The sequence below is a fragment of the Krasilnikovia sp. MM14-A1004 genome (assembly GCF_047159485.1).
Taxonomy (GTDB): domain Bacteria; phylum Actinomycetota; class Actinomycetes; order Mycobacteriales; family Micromonosporaceae; genus Actinoplanes.
In genome coordinates, this window is sequence record NZ_AP038773.1 from 265,706 (window position 1) to 289,208 (window position 23,503).

General features: G+C 72.3%; 20 protein-coding genes and 1 tRNA gene. 14 read left to right on the forward strand and 7 right to left on the reverse strand.

Annotated elements, in window-relative coordinates; translation table 11 throughout:
• Positions 1-25: 25 nt before the first annotated feature.
• The 5 genes from ACMCNN_RS01265 (at position 26) to ACMCNN_RS01285 (ending at position 6,917) form a co-directional block, all read left to right on the forward strand.
• A complete protein-coding gene (locus ACMCNN_RS01265) occupies positions 26-1,288 on the forward strand; it encodes an arginine deiminase (protein ID WP_412744334.1) in 1,263 nt (420 codons plus the stop codon).
• A gap of 24 nt (positions 1,289-1,312) precedes the next feature.
• Positions 1,313-2,707 carry a class II fumarate hydratase gene (locus ACMCNN_RS01270; RefSeq protein WP_412744335.1) on the forward strand — a complete coding sequence of 465 codons (1,395 nt, stop codon included), beginning with the start codon at positions 1,313-1,315 and terminating at the stop codon, positions 2,705-2,707.
• 49 nt (positions 2,708-2,756) lie between these two features.
• Positions 2,757-4,172 (forward strand): cysteine--tRNA ligase, encoded by a 1,416-nt coding sequence (gene cysS / locus ACMCNN_RS01275; protein ID WP_412744336.1) that lies wholly within the window; start codon positions 2,757-2,759, stop codon positions 4,170-4,172.
• Entirely contained in the window at positions 4,172-5,284 is a 1,113-nt protein-coding gene (rlmB, locus tag ACMCNN_RS01280) for a 23S rRNA (guanosine(2251)-2'-O)-methyltransferase RlmB (RefSeq protein WP_412744337.1), read from the forward strand. Before cysS ends, rlmB begins: the two co-directional genes overlap by 1 nt.
• Before the next feature lie 64 nt (positions 5,285-5,348).
• On the forward strand, positions 5,349-6,917 hold the full coding sequence (locus ACMCNN_RS01285) for a PQQ-binding-like beta-propeller repeat protein (RefSeq protein WP_412744338.1): 1,569 nt from the start codon (positions 5,349-5,351) through the stop codon (positions 6,915-6,917).
• 48 nt (positions 6,918-6,965) lie between these two features.
• Here ACMCNN_RS01285 and ACMCNN_RS01290 read toward each other — a convergent pair whose 3' ends face one another.
• A complete protein-coding gene (locus ACMCNN_RS01290) occupies positions 6,966-8,054 on the reverse strand; it encodes an ABC transporter ATP-binding protein (protein ID WP_412744339.1) in 1,089 nt (362 codons plus the stop codon).
• 222 nt (positions 8,055-8,276) lie between these two features.
• Between ACMCNN_RS01290 and ACMCNN_RS01295 the strand changes: the two genes are divergently transcribed.
• The 3 genes from ACMCNN_RS01295 to ACMCNN_RS01305 all read left to right on the forward strand — a co-directional run bounded on the left by ACMCNN_RS01295 (position 8,277) and on the right by ACMCNN_RS01305 (position 9,527).
• Positions 8,277-8,350 (forward strand) — tRNA-Thr (locus ACMCNN_RS01295).
• Positions 8,351-8,602: 252 nt separating this feature from the next.
• Entirely contained in the window at positions 8,603-9,154 is a 552-nt protein-coding gene (locus ACMCNN_RS01300) for a peptidoglycan-binding domain-containing protein (RefSeq protein WP_412744340.1), read from the forward strand.
• 94 nt (positions 9,155-9,248) lie between these two features.
• Positions 9,249-9,527, forward strand: coding sequence for a hypothetical protein (locus ACMCNN_RS01305; protein WP_412744341.1), 279 nt, complete (start codon positions 9,249-9,251; stop codon positions 9,525-9,527).
• A gap of 64 nt (positions 9,528-9,591) precedes the next feature.
• Here the strand turns inward: ACMCNN_RS01305 and ACMCNN_RS01310 are convergent, their stop codons facing one another.
• Positions 9,592-10,239 carry a hypothetical protein gene (locus ACMCNN_RS01310; RefSeq protein ID WP_412744342.1) on the reverse strand — a complete coding sequence of 216 codons (648 nt, stop codon included), beginning with the start codon at positions 10,237-10,239 and terminating at the stop codon, positions 9,592-9,594.
• Positions 10,240-10,291: 52 nt separating this feature from the next.
• Between ACMCNN_RS01310 and ACMCNN_RS01315 the strand changes: the two genes are divergently transcribed.
• Both ACMCNN_RS01315 and ACMCNN_RS01320 read left to right on the forward strand, forming a co-directional pair.
• On the forward strand, positions 10,292-10,930 hold the full coding sequence (locus tag ACMCNN_RS01315; protein WP_412744343.1) for an SMI1/KNR4 family protein: 639 nt from the start codon (positions 10,292-10,294) through the stop codon (positions 10,928-10,930).
• Positions 10,931-11,009: 79 nt separating this feature from the next.
• Positions 11,010-12,818: an NAD-binding protein gene (locus tag ACMCNN_RS01320; protein WP_412744344.1), complete on the forward strand. Its 1,809-nt coding sequence runs from the start codon at positions 11,010-11,012 to the stop codon at positions 12,816-12,818.
• A 10-nt stretch (positions 12,819-12,828) separates the two neighbouring features.
• Here the strand turns inward: ACMCNN_RS01320 and ACMCNN_RS01325 are convergent, their stop codons facing one another.
• Complete coding sequence (locus tag ACMCNN_RS01325; protein WP_412744345.1) at positions 12,829-14,049, reverse strand: DUF4032 domain-containing protein; 1,221 nt, start codon at positions 14,047-14,049, stop codon at positions 12,829-12,831.
• Between the two features lie 127 nt (positions 14,050-14,176).
• Here ACMCNN_RS01325 and ACMCNN_RS01330 point away from each other — a divergent pair, with 127 nt between their 5' ends.
• Complete coding sequence (locus ACMCNN_RS01330; RefSeq protein WP_412744346.1) at positions 14,177-15,373, forward strand: trypsin-like serine peptidase; 1,197 nt, start codon at positions 14,177-14,179, stop codon at positions 15,371-15,373.
• Positions 15,374-15,397: 24 nt separating this feature from the next.
• On the forward strand, positions 15,398-16,129 hold the full coding sequence (locus ACMCNN_RS01335) for a phosphatase PAP2 family protein (RefSeq protein WP_412744347.1): 732 nt from the start codon (positions 15,398-15,400) through the stop codon (positions 16,127-16,129).
• 18 nt (positions 16,130-16,147) lie between these two features.
• On the opposite strand, the gene ACMCNN_RS01340 is transcribed toward ACMCNN_RS01335, so the two are convergent.
• From ACMCNN_RS01340 to ACMCNN_RS01350, 3 genes are read right to left on the reverse strand one after another with little or no spacing between them, the layout of a single operon-like run.
• Complete coding sequence (locus ACMCNN_RS01340) at positions 16,148-16,909, reverse strand: PIG-L deacetylase family protein (RefSeq protein ID WP_412744348.1); 762 nt, start codon at positions 16,907-16,909, stop codon at positions 16,148-16,150.
• A gap of 57 nt (positions 16,910-16,966) precedes the next feature.
• Positions 16,967-17,290: a hypothetical protein gene (locus ACMCNN_RS01345; RefSeq protein WP_412744349.1), complete on the reverse strand. Its 324-nt coding sequence runs from the start codon at positions 17,288-17,290 to the stop codon at positions 16,967-16,969.
• Positions 17,291-17,297: 7 nt separating this feature from the next.
• Positions 17,298-18,002, reverse strand: a complete 705-nt coding sequence (locus ACMCNN_RS01350; protein WP_412744350.1) for a flavodoxin family protein — start codon at positions 18,000-18,002, stop codon at positions 17,298-17,300.
• A 138-nt stretch (positions 18,003-18,140) separates the two neighbouring features.
• Between ACMCNN_RS01350 and ACMCNN_RS01355 the strand changes: the two genes are divergently transcribed.
• Together ACMCNN_RS01355 and ACMCNN_RS01360 are read left to right on the forward strand one after the other, a co-directional pair.
• Positions 18,141-21,338 carry an ATP-binding protein gene (locus tag ACMCNN_RS01355; RefSeq protein ID WP_412744351.1) on the forward strand — a complete coding sequence of 1,066 codons (3,198 nt, stop codon included), beginning with the start codon at positions 18,141-18,143 and terminating at the stop codon, positions 21,336-21,338.
• 90 nt (positions 21,339-21,428) lie between these two features.
• On the forward strand, positions 21,429-22,352 hold the full coding sequence (locus ACMCNN_RS01360; protein ID WP_412744352.1) for a hypothetical protein: 924 nt from the start codon (positions 21,429-21,431) through the stop codon (positions 22,350-22,352).
• A 50-nt stretch (positions 22,353-22,402) separates the two neighbouring features.
• Here ACMCNN_RS01360 and nagA read toward each other — a convergent pair whose 3' ends face one another.
• A complete protein-coding gene (nagA, locus tag ACMCNN_RS01365; RefSeq protein ID WP_412747011.1) occupies positions 22,403-23,503 on the reverse strand; it encodes an N-acetylglucosamine-6-phosphate deacetylase in 1,101 nt (366 codons plus the stop codon).

Below are 23,503 nucleotides of genomic sequence, written 5' to 3' on the forward strand. Positions count from 1 at the left end.
CCCACGCCGACCAATGGAGGACCGCGTGACCACCCAGGACAAGCCCGTCGCGCAGAGCTACGGCGTCTATTCCGAGGTCGGCCGCCTGCGCAAGGTGCTGGTGTGCGCGCCGGGGCTGGCGCACCGCCGACTCACCCCCACCAACTCCGACGACCTGCTCTTCGACGACGTCATGTGGGTGGAGAACGCCCAGCGTGACCACGCCGACTTCGTCAGCAAACTGCGTACCCGCGGCGTCGACGTGGTGGAGCTGCACGATCTGCTGGCCCAGACCATGGCGATCCCCGACGCGCGGTCCTGGCTGCTCGACCGCAAGATCGTCGCGAACGAGGTCGGCCTGGGCCTGGTCGACGACACCCGCGCCTTCCTGGAGTCGCTCGACCCCGCGCAACTGGCCGAGTACCTGATCGGCGGCCTGGCCACCACCGACCTGCCCGACGACTTCCGGCCCGAGTACGTCGCCCTGGCCCGGGAGGGCACCGGCGCCCGCGAGTACCTGATGCCGCCGCTGCCCAACACCCTCTACACCCGCGACACCACCTGCTGGCTGTACGGCGGCGTCACCCTGAACCCGTTGTTCTGGCAGGCCCGCAAGGACGAGACCCTGCTGATGAAGGCGATCTACGAGTACCACCCGGACTTCGTGGGCGCGACGGTGTGGTGGGGCGACCCCGAGAGGCAGTGGGGGCAGGCGACGTTCGAGGGCGGCGACATCATGCCGGTCGGCAACGGCGTCGTGCTGATGGGCATGAGCGAACGGACGTCCCGCCAGGCGATCACGCAGGTCGCCGCGGCGCTGTTCGCGAAGGGCGCCGCCGACCACGTCGTCGTCGCGGGCATGCCGAAGCTGCGCTCCGCGATGCACCTCGACACGGTGTTCACCTTCGCCGACCGGGACGTGGTCACGCTGTATCCGACCATCATGGACGGTGTCCACACGTTCTCCCTGCGGCCCGCCGACCGGGCGCCCGGCGTCGACATCGTCGACCACGGCTCCCGGCCCTTCGTCGACGTCGTCGCGCAGGCCCTGGGCCTGTCCGGCCTGCGGGTCATCGCCACCGGCGGCGACGTGTACGCCTCCGAACGCCAGCAGTGGGACAGCGGCAACAACGCGGTCGCCCTCGAACCCGGTGTGGTGTTCACGTACGACCGCAACACGCAGACCAACACCCTGCTGCGCAAGGCCGGGGTGGAGGTCATCGAGATCGTCGGCGCGGAGCTGGGCCGGGGACGTGGTGGAGGCCACTGCATGACGTGCCCGATCATCCGCGAACCGGTGTCGTTCTAGACGGCTTTGACAGAGGATGGGGGCGTGACTGTCGACAACGGCTACCGCATCGAGCGCGACACCATGGGCGAGGTCAGGGTCCCCGCCGAAGCCCTCTGGCGGGCGCAGACCCAGCGGGCGGTGGAGAACTTCCCGATCTCCGGGCGCGGGCTGGAGCCCGCGCACATCCACGCCCTGGCCCGGATCAAGGGGGCGGCGGCGCAGGCCAACGCGGCTCTGGGCGTACTCGAAGAAGATCTTGCGAAGGCCGTGCAGACCGCCGCCGCGCAAGTGGCGGACGGCGCGCACGACGAGCAGTTCCCGATCGACGTGTTCCAGACCGGCTCGGGCACCTCGTCGAACATGAACGCCAACGAGGTCATCGCCACCCTCGCGGCCCGGGAGCTGGGCCGCCCGGTGCACCCCAACGACCACGTCAACGCGTCCCAGTCCAGCAACGACGTCTTCCCCTCGTCGATCCACCTGGCCGCCACCGAGGCGGTCACCAGCAACCTCATCCCGGCGCTGGATCACCTCGCGGCCGCGCTGAACGCGAGGGCCGCGGACTGGGCCGAGGTGGTCAAGAGCGGCCGCACGCACCTCATGGACGCGACGCCGGTCACCCTGGGTCAGGAGTTCTCCGGGTACGCGGCGCAGGTGCAGAACGGCATCGACCGCCTCACCGACACGCTGCCCCGCCTCGGTGAGCTGCCGCTGGGCGGCACCGCGGTCGGCACCGGGGTGAACACCCCGCCCGGCTTCGCCCCGGCGGTCATCGAGCGGCTGCGCGAGGCGACCGGGCTGCCGCTGTCCGAGGCACGCAACCACTTCGAGGCGCAGGGCGCCCGGGACGCCCTCGTCGAGGCGTCCGGTCAGCTCCGGGTCGTCGCGGTGAGCCTTTACAAGATCGTCAACGACATCCGGTGGATGGGGTCCGGCCCCCGCGCCGGGCTGCGCGAGCTGCGCCTGCCCGACCTGCAGCCCGGCTCGTCGATCATGCCGGGCAAGGTGAACCCGGTGGTGCCCGAGTCCGTCCGCCAGGTCTGCGCGCAGGTCATCGGCAACGACGCGGCGGTCGCGTTCGCGGGCACCCAGGGCGACTTCGAACTCAACGTGATGCTGCCCGTGATGGGCCGCAACCTGCTCGAATCCATCCGGCTGCTGGCCGCGGCCGCGCGCATGCTGGCCGACCGGTGCATCGCCGGGCTGGAGGCCAACGCCGAGGTCGCCCGGGCCTATGCAGAGGGATCGCCGTCGATCGTCACCCCGCTCAACCGCTACCTCGGGTACGACGAGGCAGCCGCCATCGCCAAGCAGGCCCTGGCGACCGGACGCTCGATCCGCGAGGTGGTCGTCGAACGCGGTCACGTCGAGGCCGGGCGGGTCACCGAGCAGCAGCTGGACGAGGCGCTGGACGTGCTCCGGATGACCCGTCCGTGACCCCGGGGACGGGCGGTAAACCGCTCGTCCCGCTCGGTACCCTTATACGGTGACGCTGCGCTTGTACGACACCGCGACCCGATCGGTCCGGGACTTCGTCCCGATGAGGCCCGGTCAGGTGGGGATCTACCTGTGCGGTCTCACGGTGCAGTCGATCCCGCACATCGGCCACCTGCGCAGCGGCGTCAACTACGACATCCTGCGCCGCTGGTTCCAGCACTCCGGCTTCGACGTCACGTTCATCCGCAACATCACGGACGTCGACGACAAGATCCTGGACAAGGCGATCGAGCAGGGGCGCCCGTTCTGGTCGATCGCGTACGCCAACGAGCTGGTGCTGGCCGCCAACTACCGGTCGCTCAACGTGCTGGAGCCGACGTACGAGCCGCGGGCCACCGGGCACATCACCGAGATGCACGAGCTGATCGGCGAGCTGATCTCGCGCGGGCACGCGTACCCGGCGGCCGGTGGCAACGGCGACGTGTACTTCGACGTGCCGTCCTATCCGGAGTACGGCGCACTCAGCGGGCAGCACCCCGACGACATGCGGGCCCCCGCCGACGGCGGCGAGCCGGACAAGCGCGACTTCCGCGACTTCGCCCTGTGGAAGGGCGTCAAGCCGCAGGAACCGGCCGACGCCGCCTGGTCGTCCCCGTGGGGGCCCGGCCGCCCCGGCTGGCACATCGAGTGCTCCGCGATGGCCCGGCGCTACCTGGGGCCCGAGTTCGACATCCACGGCGGCGGGCTCGACCTGACCTTCCCGCACCACGAGAACGAGATCGCCCAGTCCCGCGCGGCCGGGTTGGGCTTCGCCCGGTACTGGGTGCACCACGCGCTGCTCAACCTCGGCGAGGCCAAGATGAGCAAGTCGCTGGGCAACGTCATCGACCTCGACGCCGTACTGGCCATGGGCATCCGCCCCGTCGAGCTGCGCTACTACCTGGGCAGCCCGCACTACCGTTCGCGGATCGACTACTCCGCCGAGGCGCTGCGCGAGGCTGCGACGGCGTACCGGCGGATCGAGGGCTTCGTGACCCGCGCCGTCGAGGTCGCCGGGACGGCCGGGCCCGGCCGGGTGCCCGACGCGTTCGCCGCCGCCATGGACGACGACCTCAACACCTCGGCCGCGCTGGCCGTTGTGCACGACACGATCCGCGAGGGCAACACGGCCCTGGCGGGGGGCGACCAGGCGGGCGTACAGGCGGCGCTGGCCGCCGTCCGCGCCATGCTCGGGGTGCTCGGGCTGGATCCGCTGGACGAGGCGTGGGGCGGCGCCGAGCGCGGCGGCGACCTCAAGCCCGTCGTGGACGCGCTCGTGGCGCTGGCCCTGGAGCAGCGGGCGCAGGCCCGTACACGTAAGGACTGGGCGGCCGCCGACGCGGTCCGTGACCAGCTCAAGCACGCCGGTATCCAGGTGGAGGACACTCCTGCGGGGCCGCGCTGGACCGTAGGGGAGCACCACTGATGCCGGGCAATTCGAGCAACCGCAGCCGCCGCGTGACCGCGAAGAAGGGCGCGTCGATGGGCTCGGGCGGTAAGAACCGCAGCGGGCTCAAGGGCCGCGGCAAGACCCTGCCCGCCGACGAGCGGCCGTGGCACAAGGGCTACTCCGGCACCGAGAAGCTGCCGGAGAAGACCGCCCGCAAGCAGGAGAAGGAACGCCGCGCCGCGGCCGCCGAGGGGCGCGCCCCGAAGGTCGGCATCCCCGGCACCAAGGACACCACCTGGGGCAGGGGCTGGAAGGGCACCGGCAAGCCGACCGCCCGCGGTGGCAAGATGCCGCCGCACCGCGGCCCCCGGATCGCCCCGGGTCGCCGCTCCAACCCCACCAAGGAGGGCCCGGAGCTGCTGCTGGGGCGCAACCCCGTGGTGGAGGCGCTGCGCGCGGACATTCCCGCGACCGCACTGTACGTGGCGCAGGGCATCGACATCGACGAGCGGATCAACGAGATCGTCCGTACCGCGGGCGACCGGGGCATCCCGATCTTGGAGATCAGCCGCAACGAGCTGGACCGGATGACCGGCGGGGTGCTGCACCAGGGCGTCGGCCTGCAGGTGCCCCCGTTCGCGTACGAGCAGTTCGACGACCTGGTCGCGGCCGCCATGGAGCAGACCACCCCGCTGCTCGTCGCGCTGGACGGCGTGACGGACCCGCGCAACCTGGGCGCGGTCATCCGCTCGGTGGCGGCGTTCGGTGGGCACGGCGTCTTCCTGCCCGAGCGGCGCGCCGCGGGCATCACCGCGACCGCGTGGCGCACCAGCGCCGGTGCGGCGGCCCGGGTGCCCGTCTCCCAGGTCGTCAACCTGACCAGGGCCATCAAGGCGTGCCAGCAGGCCGGGTTCACGGCGATCGGGCTGGACGCCGACGGCGACACCGACCTCTACGAGCTGGAGGCCGCGGTCGGCCCGCTGCTGGTGGTGGTCGGCTCCGAGGGGCGCGGCCTGTCCCGGCTCGTCGGCGAGACCTGCGACCTGCGCGTCGGCATCCCGATGGCCTCCACGGTGGAGTCGCTGAACGCCAGCGTCGCCGCCGCGGTCACGCTCGCCGAGGTGGCCCGCCGCCGCACCTACGGCTGAGCCCCCGCCGCCGGACGCGGACCCGTAGCATGACGGGCCGGTTGTACGGCGGCGGAGGAGCAGCATGACCGGTCCCGACATCACCCCGGGTGGCGAACCCGGCACGCCGCACCCCGGGCGGGCCGGATCGCCGCAGGGCACCGAGCCCGGCTACGCCGAGCCGGTCGACCCGTGGGCCTCCGCCGACGCCACCGCCGCGATCGTCGCCGAGGCCTTTCCGGCGACCTCGCCGACCTGGCCGGACGGTCCACCCACGGGGCACGACGAGCGGGTTCCGGCGTACCGGGGGAAGTTGTTCTGGCTGGTCGCCGCCGCCTCGGCGGTCGTGCTCGGTGTTGCCGGCGCCCTGGTCGTGGTGTTCTGGCCGAGGTATCCGGCGCTGGGCTTCCACGCCCTCTCCGATCCGCGGAGGGTGGCCCCGGCCGTGCCGGTCACCTCGAGTTTTGCCGCCGCTACGGTGCGTGGTGACCGGGCGTTCTTCGCCAGCGTCTCGGACGACGGCACCCTCGGCGTCGTGGCCGCCGACACCGCGACCGGCGAGCGGCTCTGGGGCAGCCCGGCGGCGGGCACCGCCGAGGGCTGGGAGCGGTTCGTGGCGTTGCCGGACGCCCTGGTCGCGGTGTCCGCGGAGGACGACGACCACCGCCGGATGGTGCTGCTCGACCCGGGCACGGGGAAGCTGCTGTGGGAACGGCTCATCGGCGGCGACGACACGGTGCTGTTCGCCGGGGACACCGTGGTGCTGGCCGACCGCGAGGAGGACCGGCTGCTCGGCCTGGACGTGCGCGGCCGGGGCCGGACCCGCTGGGAATTGCCGAACCCCACCGACTCGTCCGGGCCGCAGGACACGACCATCCTGGCGGCCACGACCCCCGACGACCTGGCGGTGTCCGCCTCGACCACGGGGACACCGTTCGCCGAGCCGTTCGACGACGACCGGCGCATCGTGCAGGTCGCCGAGGACCGCTCGGCCCGGGTCATCGACGCTGGGACCGGTGCGGTGCTGGTGCCGTCCCGGCAGAGCGTGGCAGACCCCGACGACCCGGTCCTGGCCCACGACGGCCGGCTGATCGTGGCCGAGTCGGACGACGCCCACCGGATCGTCGCGTACGACCTGGCGAAGCTGGGCGAGCCGCGGGTGCTCTACACGGCGCCGGACGACGACACCCGCTTCGAGCACCTCACCCCGTGCGGCACCGACCGGGTCTGCGCCGTGCAGACGGCCCACTCCGATGCCAAGACCGCCCAGGTGGTGGCCGTGGACGTGGCCGAGGGCGGGCGGCGGTGGGCGCGGGCGCTGGCCGACACGAACAGCCTCGTACCGGTCGGCGACTCGCTGCTGGCCGCGCAGAACACCTCGCCCGCGAGGGTCAGCCTGCTCGGCCCGGACGGGACGATCCGGTGGACCCGCGACGGCGCGGCCGCCCGGCTCGACGGCGGTAACCTGCTGCGCTTCGCCAAGCCCCTGTCCACGTCGCCGGACGACCCGTCGGTCGCCGGGGAACACCTCGGCGACGAGGCCGTCGAGCTGGGGCCGCTCACCGGCGTACGGTCGGCGACCTGCGCCTGGGACACCGCGGTGCTGGCCTGCGTCGCCGACCAGGACTTCGTGCTTCGGCGCTTCGCGGGCTGATCACGAAGAAGGCCGGCCCCGCGCGGGGCCGGCCTTCATCGATCACATTCAGATACGTACGCCGGTGGTGGCGTTGAAGACGTGCACGTTCTCCGCCTGCGGCCGGATGAACACGGTCTCGCCCATCGTCGGCATGCTCCGCCGGTCGGTGCGGACGACGAAGCGCTCCGAGCCGCCGTCCAGGGCCGCGTGGCCGTACACGTTGGCGTCCGAGCCGAGGTCCTCGACGAGGTCCACGACGATCGGCATGCCACCCCCGGTCGGCGACACCAGCTCCGTGGCCTCGGGCCGGAAGCCGATGGTGACCTTGGCGTCGCCACCGTTGCGCGCGGCCGCGACCTGCTCGCGGGTCAGCGGCAGCAGCATCGGGCCGAAGCCGGCGCCCGTGTCGCTCAGCGGCACGGTCTTGATGTTCATCGCCGGGGAGCCGATGAAGCCCGCGACGAAGACGTTGCCCGGGGTGTCGTACAGGGCGCGCGGGGTGTCGCACTGCTGCAGTACGCCGTCGAGCATGACCGCCACCCGGTGACCCATGGTCATGGCCTCGACCTGGTCGTGGGTCACGTACACGGTCGTGATGCCGAGCTTGGCCTGCAGCGTGGCGATCTGCGAACGGGTCTGCACACGCAGCTTCGCGTCGAGGTTCGACAGCGGCTCGTCCATGAGGAAGACCTGCGGCTCACGCACGATGGCGCGGCCCATGGCGACACGCTGGCGCTGGCCGCCAGAGAGCGCCTTCGGCTTGCGGCTGAGGTACTCGTCCAGCTGCAGCAGCGCCGCAGCCTCCTTGACCCGGCGGTCGATCTCCGACTTGGGGGTCTTGCGGAGCTTGAGGGCGAACGCCATGTTCTCGTACACCGACATGTGCGGGTACAGAGCGTAGTTCTGGAAGACCATCGCGATGTCGCGGGACTTCGGGGGGAGGTTGGTGACGTCCTTGCCCTCGATGAGGATCCGCCCGCGGTCGACATCCTCGAGGCCGGCGAGCATGCGCAGGCTGGTGGACTTGCCACAACCGGAGGGGCCGACGAGGACCAGGAACTCGCCGTCGCCGATCTCGAGGTCGAGCTCGTTGACCGCGGGGCGCTCCTGACCGGGATAGATCCGGGAGGCCTTGTCGTACGTGACCGTAGCCATGGTGAACCGCTTCCTTTCCACCGGCAGGAACGTGCCGGACGATCCGAGTGGAGGAACAAGAGCCCACCCCGCCCTAAGGTGAGGAAGGCTCGTGCCCGTCACGGTAAGTCAAATTCGCCCACCTGCCAAGGTCCAGTGCCATCAGGTGGACGTCCGGGCGGGCAGGTCGCGGCACCGGGGCGAGGGTGGGAGCGGGCGGAGCGGCTATGCTCGGGTGCGCACGCCCCTGTAGCTCAGTTGGCCAGAGCACCCGCCTTGTAAGCGGGATGTCGTCGGTTCGATTCCGACCGGGGGCTCCGATTCCACCAGCGAAGCCGCGGGCACCGGTCCCTCGGTGCCCGCCGTCGTCTCTGTTGTCGTCTCAGCTCGGCCGTCCCGGCCTTCCCCGGCACCATGGTGCCCGCTGGACAACCCGAACGGCCGGAGCGGTCGGCGGCCTGTGCTGAATAGCTCGGCGATAACTGGCGTTAAGGATGATCTTGGTGACCCGCGCTGCCGTTAAACTCCGTCGGGCATTCAAGATCGACGCGGATTGCAGGCGTTAGCCGATGACCGCTGCCGTCTCGGCATCGGAGCCGGGCGCCGCACCGCTGCCGGTCAATCCTGAGAGGACGGGGATGGGAAAAAGACTTTCGACCTTGCGGTCCGCGCGCGGCAATGTCATCAAGGCAGTGGCCGGAGTGGCCGCAGCTGCGGGGTTGGCTGCCGGCGCGATCCTGGTCAGCGCCGGCTCGGCCCAAGCTGCGGCGGACCCGACGTGCAACGTAGGCTTTCTTTCGTACATCCCCGTACATAACCTCAAGTTGTACGTTCCGGGCTTCAAATACTCGGATGGGCACATCAGCCGGCTCTGCGTGCTGCATCCGGGCGACAAGGGACAAGCGGTATTCAGCTTGCAGCAGACCCTCAACATGTGCTACGGGGAGAAGCTGCACTTGGACGAACAATTCGGGCCTGCCACCAAGGCCGCACTGGCCCGGGCTCAGCACAAAGAGGGAATTTCCGCCGACGGCACCTACGGCCCGGTGACGCGCTCCAAGTTGAAGTTCACGCATCAGAACGGCGATTTCGTGGACACACCCTGCTACAGGACCAGTTGAGCACCACACGCGAGCGCGCCGGTCGGGGGTTTCCCTCGGCCGGCGCAGTTCATGGGAGCGGAGAAGTTACCGGGCGCGGTGAAGGGGTGGCAGCGTGACTGATCCTGAGCTGACGGACTTGCGAGCGCGCGCCGCGAACGGGGACCGAGACGCGGTCGATCAGCTCGTCGAGCTGGCGGGCGAACGCGGTGATGTGGGAGAGCTGCGTCGTCTCGCGGAAGCCGGAAGTAGCGACGCGGTGGACGAGCTTGTCCAGTTGGCGGCCGAACGCGGTGACACCGACGAACTGCGGCGGCTTGCCGATGCGGGGAGCCGCGACGCCGTGGATCTGTTGGCCGAACTCGACGAAGAGGATGAGGCCGCCCGCGATTAGCCGCGGCCGTTTCTCCAGCCGTGTCCACTGTGTCGCACGGTGGCTGTGATGGCGTTGGGCGAGGTCAGCCGATCAGGCTGTAGGAGTACTCGGCGTCGCTCTGGTGCATGTCCGGCTCGCCGTTGACCTTGATCTTCATGGTGGTGAGCGCCCGGCCATGCCCGGCCAGCACGACCACCGCCTCGTCGAGCAGCGCGGTCAGCTCGGCCGGCGGGGTCTCGCGGGTGCGTTCCCTGCCCCGCAGGATGTGCAGCTGGTCGGCCTTGCCGGACCGGTCCACGCTCGTCTCGGTCCAGTCGTCGTCGAGCAGCGTGGCGAGCGCGGCCACCACCCGCTGCTCGGCGGGGTCCAGAGCCACCCGCAGCGCCCGGTACGCGCTGAAGGTCTCCACGGCCGCCTCCGCCCGCCAGCCGTCGCCGGTCCGGGAGAACCGGTACTCGATGATCCGCACCGGGTCGCCCGCCTCCGCGTAGGCCGCGGCGGCCGCCGCGATGGCCTCTTCCACCGCCCGCCTGTCGGCGGGCGGGATCGGGCGGTACTTCTCGGCCACCGCGGCGAGCTGGCCGCCGGAGTAGGACCGCCCGTTGTGCCGGGGATTGTGGAAGCTCACCCGCCACGTCGCCCCGGTGATGTCCGCGGCCGCGTTCTCCGTCAGTGCACGCAGAAGCTCGCTGGTCAGCGCGGCGAGGGCGGGTGACTCGGTGATCGGCATCGGGCTACTGTGCCAGCCGACCACCACGAAATCCAACGGCAGCGGAGGAACGATGTCCGGATTCGACGCCGGAAGTGCCTGGGCGACCTATCTGCACCGGGTGCGTGAGTTGTCGCCGGAGACAGCCGGGCTGTTGAACCCGCCGGCCGACGAGGCGGCGATCGCCGACCTGGAGAACCTCGTCGGGCATCGGCTGCCCGAGTCGCTCAAGGCGGGCTGGCGGCTGCACGACGGGCAGCGCGAGGGCGCCGGGGTGATGCTCGGGCTGTGGTGGCTGCCGGTGGCAGGGGTGGCCCGCGAGTGGAGCATGTGGGCGGAGCTGCGCGCCGAACAGGACGACGACTTCTTCCGGTCGCTCGACGTCGAGCAGCGCTCGTCCCCCCGGCTGGCGATCCGCCGCAGGTACACGGTGCCGGGCTGGATTCCGCTGTTCTGCTGGCCGTACGAGTCGGACTGTTTCGGGCTGGACCTCGACCCCGGACCGGAGGGGCGGCCGGGGCAGGTCATCAACTTCGGGCGGGACCAGGAGCGCAAGTTCGTCGCGGCACCGGACTTCGACGGGCTGCTGGCGTGGCTCGCCGCGGAGGCCGCCGGGGACCGGCTGGAGCTGGACGACGACGACATGATCGTGAACGGCGACGGGTACCTGCTGCCCGCGTTGGAGAAGGCCGCCGGCGCCACGTTCCGGTGACCGTCGACTCCTGATTGGACGGCGCCGCCCCTCCGCGGGCGGGACAACGGGAATGTGCATGGCTGACTACGATCCAGTCATGAGTACGGAGGCCCCGCGTGACGCCGCCGCGAGGCGATCCGTCCTGTCCCGGCTCCGCGAAGGGCTGGCCCCGAACGGCGACGACACCCGGCCCCACTTCGTGGTCTGCGGGTCCGACGCGCTGGTCTACACGCTCGCCGAGGAGCTGGCGAAATCCGGCCACCGCATCCGGCTGACGGTCATCGCGCCCACCCGGGTCCGTTCGGACGTCCCCGACCTCGGCCAGTTGCGCACCATCAAGGTGATGCGCGCGGACCGGCTCGACGAGCGCACGTTCCGGGCGGCGGGGCTGTCGGGCGCGACCGCGCTGGCGCTGGTGATGCCGGATGACGTGGTCAACCTGCACGCGGCGCTCTGCGCCCAGGCCGTCGAGCCCGACCTGCGGCTGGTCATCCGCATGTTCAACTCCGGCCTCGGGTACGGCGTCAGCGGCCTGTTCGCCGACTGTGCGGTGCTGTCCGACGCCGCGATGGCCGCCCCGGCGTTCGTGGCGGCGGCGCTCGGCGAGGTAGCGCCGACGTACTTCCGGCATGCGGGGCGCACGCTGTATCTGGCGCGGCGGGCCGACGTACACGAACGGCATGTGGTGTGTGCCCTGACCGCGACCGACGGCGAAGGGCAACTGGCCGTGCTGCCGGCCGAGCCGTCGAGCGCCGCGGCCCGGCCGGAGGACCTGGTCCTCGCCGAGGCCACCGGGCGCCCGGCCGGCGACCTGGTGGCCGCGCAGCGGCTGGTGCGGGCGCGCCGACGGCGGTGGCCGTTCGCGATGGTCGGGCGGGCCATCCGGGGCGCGCTCAGCCGCAAGCTCGGCGTCGCAGTGCTGATCACGCTGGCGGTCACGCTGATCGCGGGTGCGGCGCTGGCCCACTCCGACCACGTGCACGGGGTCTGGCGCTCGCTGTACGTCACGTTGCTCACCGCGGTCGGCTCCTCCGATGTGGAGGAGAAACGCGGCGCGGTCGCGCAGGCCGCCCAGCTCGTGCTGACCATCGCGGGGCTGGCGCTGTTGCCGCTGATCACCGCGGCCGTGGTGGAGAGCATGGTCAACACACGGCTCGCGCTGTCCAACGGCCGGACCCGGCATCCGCACACCGACCACATCGTGCTGGTCGGCCTCGGCAACGTGGGCACGCGGGTGCTGCGCCAGCTCAAGGACTTCGGGCTGGACGTGGTCGCGATCGACCGCAACGCCGACGCCCGCGGTGCGAAGATCGCTCAGCGGTTGGGGGTGCCGTTCATCGTCGGTGACGCCGGGCTGGAGGAGACGCTGCGCGCCGCGTCCGTGGAGACGTGCAAGGCGCTCGTGGTCGTCTCCACCGACGACGTGACCAACCTGCAGGCCGCCCTGAACGCCCGGGTGCTGCGCAACGACGTGCGGGTGGTGCTGCGGCTGTTCGACGACGACTTCGCGCGGCGGGTCCAGGACGCCTTCGCGATCAACACCTCGCGCAGTGTGTCCCGGCTGGTGGCGCCCGCGTTCGCGGCCGCCATGCTGGAACGCGACGTGCTGGCGACCCTGCCGGTCGACCGGCACGCCCTGCTGGTCGCGGAGGTCACGGTCGCCGCGGGCGCGCCGCTGGCGGGCCGCGCGCTGCGGCACGCGGACCGGCCTTTGAGCGTACGGGTGCTCGGCCTGTCGCGGCCCGGCTCGCAGTGGGTGAACTGGCGCCCGGACCCGGCGCACCAGCTCGGCGCGGGTGACCGGCTGCTCGTGGTGGCCCGGCGGGCGGGGCTGCGGGCCCTGGCCGAGCAGGCCGCCCCGCCCCCGCCACCGCTGGAACAGGCCCGCCTCGACACGGCCCACTAGCCCGATCGGCCTATCCCAGCACCTCGTCGAGGGAGCCGATCTCGACGCCCAGTACGGCCTGCTCGTCGGGCTTCTTGACCAGCACGTCCTTCAGGTACGACTGCACCGTGGGCGCCATGCCGACGTCGCGCCCGGCCCGTTCCGACAGCAGCCACTTGTGCTCGATGATCTGCGCGAAGATCTCCTGCGGCTCCAGTTTGCGGCGCAGGTGTCCGGGCACCGCCCGGACCACCGGCTCGAACACCTCGGTGAGCCAGCGGTGCGCGGCCTGCTGCTCGTCGACCAGGTCGCTCTCCGCCCGGTACGCGTCCAGGTCGTTGAGCAACGTGCGGGCCTGGTTCTCCTCCGCGTCCAGGCCGGTCAGCCTGAGCAGCCGCCGGGTGTGGTAGCCCGCGTCGACCACCTTCGGGCGTACCCGGTAGCCGCCGTCCACCGTGGACATCGCCACCTCGGCGACGTCGAAGCCCAGCTCGTTGAGGCGGCGGATGCGCCGTTCGATGTTGTGCCGGGCGTCGCGCGGCACCTCCTGCTCGTACGTGACCTCGTGCCACAGCCGTTCGTAGCGGGCCACGATGTCGTCGACCACCGCCTCCGGGTCGATCGACGGGTGCAGCAGTTCGGCGGCCTGCAGGTCGAGGGACTCGCCGAAGATGTTGAGCCGCAGCACCTCGATGTCCTCCAGCCGCTGCCCCTCGCTCAGCCGCGGGTACAGGCTGCCGGTCTCGGCGTCCACCAGGTACGCGGCGAACGCGCCGGCGTCGCGCCGGAACAGCGTGTTGGACAGTGAGCAGTCGCCCCACGCGAAGCCGGTCAGGTGCATCCGCACGATCAGCGCGGCCAGCGCGTCCAGCAGGCGGTTCAGCGTCTCGGGGCGCAGCGTGTGCGAGAACAGCGCCCGGTACGGCAGCGAGAACTGCAGGTGCCGGGTGATCAGCACGCTCTCCAGCGGTTCGCCCTCGGGGGTCTGCCGGTCGGTGACCACGGCGACCGCGCTCACCGCCGGGAAGTCGATCCGCTCCAGGGCGCGCAGCAGGTCGTACTCCTTCTCGGCGATGCGCTCGCGCGTCTCCTTCAGGGCGTACACGGTGTCGTTGAGTTTGACGAAGCGCACGACGTGCCGCGAGATGCCCTGGGGGAGCGCGACCAGGTGATCCGCCGGCCACTGCTCCAGCGGAACACCCCACGGCAGGTCCAGCAGAGCCGGGTCGACGAGGGCGGACGTGATGCGCACGGACCCAGTCTGCCCGGACACGGCGGCGCGTCGCGGTCGCACGTGGTTCGTTACACAGCCCGGACAGCCAAGTTGGTTCATATGTCGCTGATGTGACCGGAGTGGCGGGAGTGGTATGCGACGCACGATGAGCATCCTCATCGGGGCGCTCGCGGCGTTGGCCCTGGTCGGGGCCGCGCTGGCCTGGACGCGCCGGTCCGACCCCGGTCGCACGGTCGGCACCTGGCACGACGCGCCGGCGGCGGTGCCCTCCCCGGTGGCGAAGCAGCAGCCCGTCGCCGCGCCGCGCGGCTACACCCGGGTCGGAGACCTGGTCCGGATGGATCTGCGCATCGGGTACGCCGCGCCGGCGACCTTGCGCTACCCCGGCGCGACGTACGTGAAGCCGCACGTCAGCCGCATGGTCCTGGGTCCGGGGGACTACCTCGTCGTGGCCAGCCCGGACGGCTCGGAGAGCTACCGGTACGACGCGAACGGCGCCACCTGGGCCATGTCGATCAGCGGGGACACCGCCGTGATCCGGCTGCACCGCGGCGGCCGGTCGTCGCGGCCCGCCGTCACCGTCGACGCGGTCGCCCGCGGATTCAGCGCGACCGAGCAGAGCCGGGTCCCGCAGTCCCAGCTCACCGCGCCGGGGAGCACCGGGCGGGAGGAGTCGGTCTGCGGCTCCGACGACAGCTCCGAGGCGGTCTGCTACCGCTCCGCCAAGCCCGTCCTGTACGCCAGGTCCCGGGCGGTGGCCCGGCTGCTGATCAACGGCACCCAGCTGTGCACGGCCTGGCGGATCGGCAGCCACAACCGGATGCTGACCAACAACCACTGCTTCACCTCGTCCCGCGACGCCTACCGGACCGAGGTGTGGTTCAACTACGAGTGCGCCACGTGCGCCGGGGGCGAGCCGCTGCGCCCGGTCAAGGTGTGGGGCGACCGGGTGCTGGCCACCAACCGCGTCTACGACTACACGCTGTTCACGGTCGTGGACTTCGCCCGAGTGCGGCGGTTCGGGTACCTGACGTTCGACTCCGCGCGCCCGGTGAAGGGGCAGGAGCTGTACATCCCGCAGCATCCGGCCGGGGCGCCGATGCGGATCAGCGGCGGGCTCAAGGAGCGGGCCGGGACCTGCGCGGTCGCCGACCCCGAGTACGACGGGTACGCGCGCAACTCGGACATCGGCTACTACTGCGACACCGAGGGCGGATCGTCGGGCAGCCCGGTGCTGTCCCGGGCGACCAACCGGGTCGTGGCGCTGCACCACTTCGGCGGCTGCCCCAACTCCGGCGTACGCGCCGACCTCATCGCCGCCAAGCTGCGCGGACTCCTCTAGACCCCGCTGGGTAGCGTGGGCCTGATGGAACGGCAAGCGGTGCGTACGCGGGCCCGGCCGGTGACCGGCTGGTGGCTCGACGCCGCCCTGCTGCTGGCGTTCGTCGCGCTGACCTTCGCGCTGGCCCGCGGGCACCTGCTGGCCATGGACGAGGCGGTCGCCGACTGGGCGGTGGCGCATCAGCCCGCCGTGCTGTACTGGCCCGCCCGAGTGCTGAATTACCTCGGCCAGGGCGGCCAGGTGCTGATGCCGGTCACGCTGATCCTCATGGTGCTGCTCATCCGGAAGACCCGGTCCGTGCGGCCGGTGCTGGTGTTCGTGGCGGCGTTCGTGCTGATGTACCTGACGGTCGGCCCGCTGAAGGTGTGGCTGGACCGGGCGGCGCCGGCGTTCACGGGTCCGGACCGGGCGGTGCTGTTCAACCCGTATGCGTCAGGGAAAGAGGCGCTGAGCTACCCCTCCGGCCACGTCGCCAACGCTCTGGTCTGGTACGCCGCGATCGCCCTGCTGGCGGCGGCGCTGCTGCGCGCGCACGGACGGGAGATGCCTCCGCGGGCCCGGACCGCGCTGCGTCTGCTCCCGCCGGTGATCGTCTTCTGTACGACGACCTACCTGGCCTTCCACTGGATCACGGACTCGGTCGCCGGGCTGCTGCTCGGTCTGATCCTGGTCCGGTTGATGGCCCGCGTCCCGTGGGACACGGCGCCGCTGCCGCCGCTGCCCGGTGGCCTGCACCGGCCCGCCGGGCTGGGCTGATCACCCGCCCGGGGGTGATCAGTAGAGGCTGAGCCGGAAGACCTCGAAGCCGGCCGCGTACGTGACGCCCAGGCGGGTGCCGGTCTGCCGGGCGAAGCCCTCCAGGAACTCCTCGGGGTCGAAGTCACCGGAACCGAGACCGCGCAGATAGGCGGCATGCGCCTCCAGCGACCGGACGCCCAGCTCGAACGTGTCGGTGGTGTCGACGCCGTGCTTCGACCGCGGTGAACCCGCCGCCCACACCTCCCGGACGCCGCCCCACTTCTCCAGGCCCGCGTCGATCTGTTCGCGGAACACCCAGCGGTTGCCCGCGTCGCGGGCGGCGTCGAGCACGGCCCGGCCGGTGACGATGTGGTCGGACATGTTCAGCGCGTCGCCGGCCTCGTCCCAGCTGTCGCGGAAGTTGTTGGTGAGCACGATGTCCGGCTTGTGGGTCCGGATCACCCGGCACAGCTCGCGGCGCAGCGGGACGCCGTACTCGAGGATGCCGTCGGGCAGGCGCAGGAAATCGACCTCGGAGACGCCGACGATCGCCGCGGACTCCCGCTGTTCCGCCTCGCGGGCGGGGCCGGCCTCGGCCGGGTCCATCCCGTCGATGCCGGCCTCGCCGCTGGTGACCAGCACGTAGTTGATCTCTTTGCCCTGGCGGGTCCAGCGGGCGATGGCCGCGGCGGCGCCGAACTCCAGATCGTCGGGGTGGGCCACGATGGCGAGGGCACGCTGCCAGTCCTCGTTGACGGGCTGCAGCGGGTGGGGCACGGTCGGCGCATCAGCAGTCACGAGTCCATCTTGCACGACACCACCGGACCGTGGCCGTAACCGCTTCCGTTGCCTCGGTCAGTGCACCTCGATGGGGTAGCTGGTCACGTAGATCTCCAGCTGCTCGAAGCGCTGCAGGAGGTGGGTCTTGAAGTGGGCGATCCACGCCCGGTGCTCGGCGGTGTCGTCGACGTCGACGATCAGCGCGAACAGCCGGTCGGAGTAGCGGCGCCCGTCGGCGGTCCAGTTGCCCAGTGCGGCGTCGGGCCGGAAGGTGAACGCGCCGAACGTGTCGCCGACCTCCTTCAACGATTCCGGTACGCACATCGGACAGGCGTCCATCACGAGCCGGCCGTCGTTGAACTCGGCCGGCAGCAGGATCTCGTAGCGGCGCTTCGGCACGCCGTGCTCAGCGGTGTTCGGGGTTGGGCAGGTCGAAGCGGCAGCCCGCGTCCCATTCGCTGCGCTGGTTGCCGTGGGCGGGCACGCCGCCGGCGTCCCTGAGCATCCGGGCCAGGTGCAGCAGGTTCCAAGTCATGAACGTGGTGTTGCGGTTGGTGAACTCGTTCTCCGGGCCGCCGGAGCCGGGGTCGAGATAGGACGGGCCGGGCCCGGCCGCACCGATCCAGCCCGCGTCGGCCTGCGGCGGAATCGTGTATCCCAGGTGCTGCAGGCTGTAGAGGACGTTCATGGCACAGTGTTTGACGCCGTCCTCGTTGCCGGTGATGAGGCAGCCGCCGACCCGGCCGTAGTACGCGTACTGGCCGCGGTCGTTGAGCAGGGACGAGCAGGCGTAGAGCCGTTCGATGACCTTCTTGGTGACCGAGCTGTTGTCGCCGAGCCAGATCGGGCCCGCGATGATCAGGATGTCGGCGGGCAGCACCTTGTCGCGGTAGATGGCGGGCCACTCGTCGGTGGCCCAGCCGTGCTCTGTCATGTCCGGCCACACGCCGGTGGCGATGTCGTGGTCGACGGCCCGCAGCACCTCGACCGCGACACCCTGCTTCTCCATGATCGATCTGCTCAGGTCGATCAGACCCTGGGTGTGGCTCAGCTCCGGGGAGCGTTTGAGCGTGCAGTTGATGACCAGAGCACGCAGGTCGCCGTGGGGCATCGTCGCCACCTCCAGCGGAGGATCCTACCGTTCTATCCGTTTTCGATCGAGAACGTGCGCGGCGTGGTGGTGGCCGCCGCGCGTCACCCCCACGTGTGGGTCGCACGTCCGGCGCGGAACCCGGGCGACAATGGCGGCGTGTCGGTACCCGTCGTCGCCACCGATCTCGTGGGCCGGGAGTCGTCCACGGCCCGGCTTCGCCGGGTGGTCGACGAGGTGGCGGACGGCCGCGGGCGGCTGGTGCTGATCGGCGGCGAGGCCGGCGTCGGCAAGAGCGCGCTGGCCGAGTACGTCTGCGCGTACGCGGCCGGGGCGGGCGCCACGGTGGCGTGGGGAGCGTGCTGGGAAGGCGACGGCGTCGCGGGTTTCTGGCCCTGGCAGCAGGTAGTCCGCGCGGTCGCCGGTGATGACGGGGTCGCCGCGGGAACCGATCTGGAGGCGCTGTTCCCGGACGCGCCGTCGGCGGGCTCGGACGCCGACGCCATGCGGTTCCGGCTGTTCACCGCGGTGGCTGAGCGGCTGCGCCGGGTCGCCGCCCGGACGCCACTGGTGGTCGTGCTCGACGATCTGCATTGGGCGGACGCGGGGGCGGTCCGGCTGGCCGGGTTCGTCGCCCGGCAGTTGTTCCGGGACCGGGTGCTGCTCGTCGGCACGTACCGCGAGCTGGAGATCGGTGCGGACCATCCGGTCGGCGACCTGGTGGCGGCGTTGCCGGCCGATGCCGAGCTGGTGTCGCTGACCGGATTGGACAGCACAGCGACAGGCGAGCTGATCCGCCGGACCATGGGCGCCGACCCGTCGGCGGAACTGGTGGCGGCGGTGCAGCGGCGTACCGGAGGAAATCCGTTCTTCGTCACGCAGCTCTCCCGGCTGGCGGGCGGCCCGGCCGACCCGCCGGGGCCCGCCGCCGCACTGCCGGCGGTGGTCGGCGAGGCCATCCTGCGCCGGCTGGCCCGGCTGCCCGAACCAACCGCGGAGCTGCTGCGCGCGGCCTCGGCCGTGGGCGGCGAATTCGACGGCGCGCTGCTGTCGGCCGTCGTGGGCATCGGGTACGCCGAGACGCTGGCGCGGGTGGAGACCGCCGTGCGGGCCGGCGTGCTCGTGGCGGCCGGGGCGGGCCGTCACCGGTTCACCCACGACCTGTTCCGCGAGTCGCTGTACGGCGCCCTGCGCGGCGACGCCCGGTCCCGGATCCACCTGGCGGTCGCCACCGCGCTGCGGGAACGTGCCGGTGTCCCGCCCGGCGAACTCGCCCACCATTTCGCGCTCGCCGTGCCCGCGGTGGATCCGGCCACGGCCGCCGGATACGCCGTCGCCGCGGCCGAGCATGCAGGGGCACGGCTGGCGTACGAGGAGGCGGTGCGGCACTGGCGGCAGGCGCTGCGCCTGCTGGAGCACGGGGGGCCGGTGCCCCTGGCGGTGCGGTTGAGCGCGGCCGAGGCGCTGCTGCGCGCCGGTGAACGCGCCGCGGCGTGGACGGGGTTCGCCGACGCGGCCCGGCTGGCGGCCCGCGCGGGGGACGCGGCCGCGCTGGGGACCGCCGTACTCGGACTGCATCGGCTCGGTGCCGACTCGGACGCCGCCCGGCGCGAGGTGATCGACCTGCTGGACCAGGCCGCCGCGGCCCTGGTGGACGCGCCCGGCGACGCCGCCGTCGCGCTGTACGCCCGCGTGCTCGCGGCGCTGGCCCGCACGCACCGCGACGGGCCCGGCGCCGATCCGGAGCGGGCCACGGACCTGGCCTACCGTGCCTGCGCCACCGCCCACGCCAGCGGCGACCACGCGGCGATGGCCTGGTGCCTGCACGCCCGGCACGACGTGATCTGGGGGCCGGGCACCGCGACGCAGCGCCTGGCGATCGCCGACGAGATGGCCGCGGCGGCCACCGCGGGCAACGTTCCGGATCTGGTGTTCCGGGCCCGGTTCTGCCGGTTCGTGGCCATGGTGGAGCTGGCGGATCCGCGGGCGCTGGCGGGGATCCGGGAGCTGGAACACCTCGCCACCGAGCTGAACCTGCCCACGCCGCGGTACCTCGTGCTGTCCCGGCGGGCCGCCCTCGCCCATCTGGGCGGGCGGGACGACGACGCCCGGCGGCTCGGCGAGCAGGCGGTCCGGTTCGCCGAGCTGATCGGGGAGTCGGCGGGCTTCGGCGTACACGCCAGCCAGCGGCTGATGGCGGCCCTGGACCGGGCCGGGTGGGCCGGCGCCGCGCAGATCCGGGCGGAACTGGGCGACCGGGCCGTACGCCCGGAACTCACGCCGCTGTTCCACGCCATGATGGCGCTCGGCGCCGGTGACCGTGACGCGGCGGCGGAGATCCTGCGGGCGTTGCCGCTGCAGACCGAGGAGTCCGCGGAGCCGTCGCAGCTGCTGGCGGGCGCCGCCCTGGACGTCGAGCTGGCGGCCGCGACCGGGCTGGCCGGGCGCTGCGCCGACTATTACGAGCGCCTGTTGCCGTACGAGCGGCAGATGGTCGTGCTGGGCGGCGTGGTCAGCGTGCTCGGGCCGGTCTCGCTCTACCTCGGGCTGGCCGCGGCCGCCCAGCAGCGGTGGGACCGGGCGGTCGCCCACCTCGACGACGCGCTGACGCTCACCGAACGGTTGGCGGCGCGCCCGCTGTCCGCGCGGGTCCGCGCCCACCTCGGGTACGTCCTGCTGAGCCGCGGTGCCCCCGGCGACCACACGCGGGCACGGCGGTTGCTCACGGACTCGGCCGAGGTCGCCGACGAACTCGGACTGCGGGCGTTGCACGACGAGGCGACCGCGGCCCTGGCCGGCGGGGCGGCGGTGGACCCGCCCGCGCAGGCGGTGTTCCGGCGCGACGGCGAGGTGTGGACGCTGCGCTACGCCGCCCGTACGGTGCAGCTGCGCGACGCGAAAGGGCTGCGCGACCTGGCCGCCCTGCTGGCCGTTCCGGGGCAGGAGGTTCCGGCGGCGCGGCTGCTGGCCGGGGCCGACGCGCCCGCGCCGCAGCTCGGCGGCGACGAGGTGATCGACCAGCGGGCCCGGGCCGCGTACAAGAAACGCCTCGCGGATCTCGACGCGGAGATTGCCGAGGCCGAGGACGATCACGACGACGGCCGCCTGGCCCGGTACACCGCCGAGCGCAGCGCCCTGATCGACGAGCTGGCCCGGGCGTACGGGCTCGGTGGGCGGGTGCGGCGCCTGGGCGACACCGGTGAGCGGGCCCGCAGCACGGTCACCGCCCGGATCCGCGACGCGTTGCGCCGCATCGAACGCGCCCATCCCGAACTGGGCGACCACCTGCGCGCGTCGGTGGCCACCGGCCGGGCGTGTTCCTACCGCCCGGCCACCCCCACGCACTGGGAGCTGTGACCTCACCGCCGGTGAGCCGTTTTCTCACGCCTTGTTCTGCGAGAGGCATGCGCGGCCCGCGCAAGCTCGCGACACGAGGAGACGAACACCGTGAACGACGTCAAAGCACCCCAGCCGTCCCGCCGCCCCCGTCTGATCAGCCTGACGTTCGCCGCCGCGGTGGCGCTGACCGCCGGGCAGCTGGCCCTGTCCAGCCCGGCGTCCGCGTCCGTCGGCTCCGACCTGCGGCTGGTGCCGGGGCAGAGCGCCACCGACTCAGGCTTCTCCAAGCAGGCCACCGCCACCTGCCCGGCGGGCACCGTCGTGTATGGCGGTGGCGGCGACATCGTCAACGGCGGCCACGAGGTGATCCTGTACGAGCTCGACAGCCGCGGCGACCGGCAGCACTTCTACGCCAGCGCCCACGAGGCCGTCGGCGGGTACACCGGCAACTGGACCGTCTACGCGTGGGCCGTCTGCGGCCCGGACCGGCCCGAACTCGGCCTGGCGTACACGTCGGCCGTGAACTCCACAAACACCGGGGCGCGGGGCGTGCGGACCACCGTCACCTGCCCCGCGGGCAAGAAGGTGCTCAGCGTCGGCGGCGCGGCGGCCGGCCCGTTCTGGTACTTCCAGCACCAGGCGCCGGGCATGATCCTGGACAGCCTGAACCCCTCCAGCGACCTGCGCTCGGTCACCGTCGCCTCCTACCAGGAGGACGGGGCGAACAACAACGACGCGGGCACCGTGGCCGCCGCGATCTGCGGGTACGCACCGGCCGGCCTGCAACTCGTGCCGCGGACGACGAGCGCGAGCAGCACCGCCGACAAGGCCCTCACCAGGGAGTGCCCCACCGGCACCCGGGCGATCAGCGCGGCGGGCGGGCTGGACGGAGCGGGTGGTCAGGCGTACCTGGACCGCCTCGTGCCGCATCACCAGTCCGGTCTCACCGGCGGCGACATCGACACCCGGCACGACACCAACGGCTCCAGCCGGTCCTGGACCGCATCGCTGAATCTGATCTGCGCCCAGTAACCGACCGACACCGAGGGCGGCCACGCGCGACGTGGCCGCCCCTTCGGTGGTCAGGTGATCCAGGCGCCGGCGCGCATCACGCGCTTGACCCGCAGGTCCGCGGAGAGCACGACGAGATCCGCCCGCAGTCCTGCCTCCAGCGCGCCGAGCTGGTCGGCGAGCCCCAGCGCCCGCGCCGGGGTGGTGGCCGCCATCGCGCACGCGTCGGGCAGCGCGATGCCCGCGGCCACCGCCTGCCGCAGCGCCGCGTCCATGGTCAGGGTGCTGCCCGCGATCGAGCCGTCGCGGGTCAGCCGGGCGACCCGGTCCGCGACGACGACCTCCTGGCCGCCCAGCTCGTACCGGCCGTCCGGCATGCCCGCCGCGTCCATCGCGTCGGTGATCAGGGCGGCGCGGTCGGGGCCGGTCGCGTGCGCGGCGAACGACAGCATCCCCTGGTGCAGGTGGAAGCCGTCCGCGACCAGCTCGCAGACGACGGTGCGGGCGCCGAGCAGCGCCACCACGGGTCCGGGACGGCGGTGGTGGGCGGGCGGCATGCCGTTGAAGACGTGGGTGCCGACGGTCGCTCCGGCGGCCACCCCGGCCAGGGTCTGCTCGTACGTGGCGTCGGTGTGTCCCACCGCGGCGACCACCCCGGCCCCGGCCAGGTACGCGATGGCTTCCAGCGCGCCGGGCAGCTCGGGGGCGATCGTCACCATCCGCACCGCCCCGTCGCCGAGCTTCACCAGCCCGGTCAGCTCCTCCAGCGACGGGTCCCGCAGGTGGGCCGGGTTCTGCGCCCCGCACCGGGCCCCCGACAGGTACGGCCCCTCGAAGTGGATCCCGGCCACCGTCCCGTCCGCCACCAGCGGCGCGTACGCCGCGGTCGCCGCCCGCATCAGCTCGTACGGGGAGCTGACCAGGCTGGCCAGCATCGTGGTGGTGCCGTGCGCCAGGTGGAACCCGGCCGCCTGCCGGGCGGACTCGACGTCGCCGGTGGTGAAGGTGTGCCCGCCGCCGCCGTGGCAGTGCAGATCCACGAAGCCGGGCACGACGATGTCGTCGGGGACGTCGGTGGCCGCTTCGACGTCGAGGATCGTCGGGCCGTCGACCCGGACGGCGCCGGGGACGATCGCGCCGGGGCGCACGATCCGGCCGCGTACCTCGGTGAT

Bases quoted from the DNA above. Each gene is read 5' to 3' on its own strand.
- ACMCNN_RS01315 (WP_412744343.1), top strand. From the start codon at position 10,292: ATGTCCGGATTCGACGCCGGAAGTGCCTGGGCGACCTATCTGCACCGG.
- ACMCNN_RS01290 (WP_412744339.1), bottom strand. From the start codon at position 8,054: ATGGCTACGGTCACGTACGACAAGGCCTCCCGGATCTATCCCGGTCAG.
- rlmB (WP_412744337.1), top strand. From the start codon at position 4,172: ATGCCGGGCAATTCGAGCAACCGCAGCCGCCGCGTGACCGCGAAGAAG.
- ACMCNN_RS01335 (WP_412744347.1), top strand. From the start codon at position 15,398: ATGGAACGGCAAGCGGTGCGTACGCGGGCCCGGCCGGTGACCGGCTGG.
- ACMCNN_RS01310 (WP_412744342.1), bottom strand. From the start codon at position 10,239: ATGCCGATCACCGAGTCACCCGCCCTCGCCGCGCTGACCAGCGAGCTT.
- ACMCNN_RS01330 (WP_412744346.1), top strand. From the start codon at position 14,177: ATGAGCATCCTCATCGGGGCGCTCGCGGCGTTGGCCCTGGTCGGGGCC.
- ACMCNN_RS01320 (WP_412744344.1), top strand. From the start codon at position 11,010: ATGAGTACGGAGGCCCCGCGTGACGCCGCCGCGAGGCGATCCGTCCTG.
- ACMCNN_RS01350 (WP_412744350.1), bottom strand. From the start codon at position 18,002: ATGCCCCACGGCGACCTGCGTGCTCTGGTCATCAACTGCACGCTCAAA.
- ACMCNN_RS01300 (WP_412744340.1), top strand. From the start codon at position 8,603: ATGACCGCTGCCGTCTCGGCATCGGAGCCGGGCGCCGCACCGCTGCCG.
- ACMCNN_RS01285 (WP_412744338.1), top strand. From the start codon at position 5,349: ATGACCGGTCCCGACATCACCCCGGGTGGCGAACCCGGCACGCCGCAC.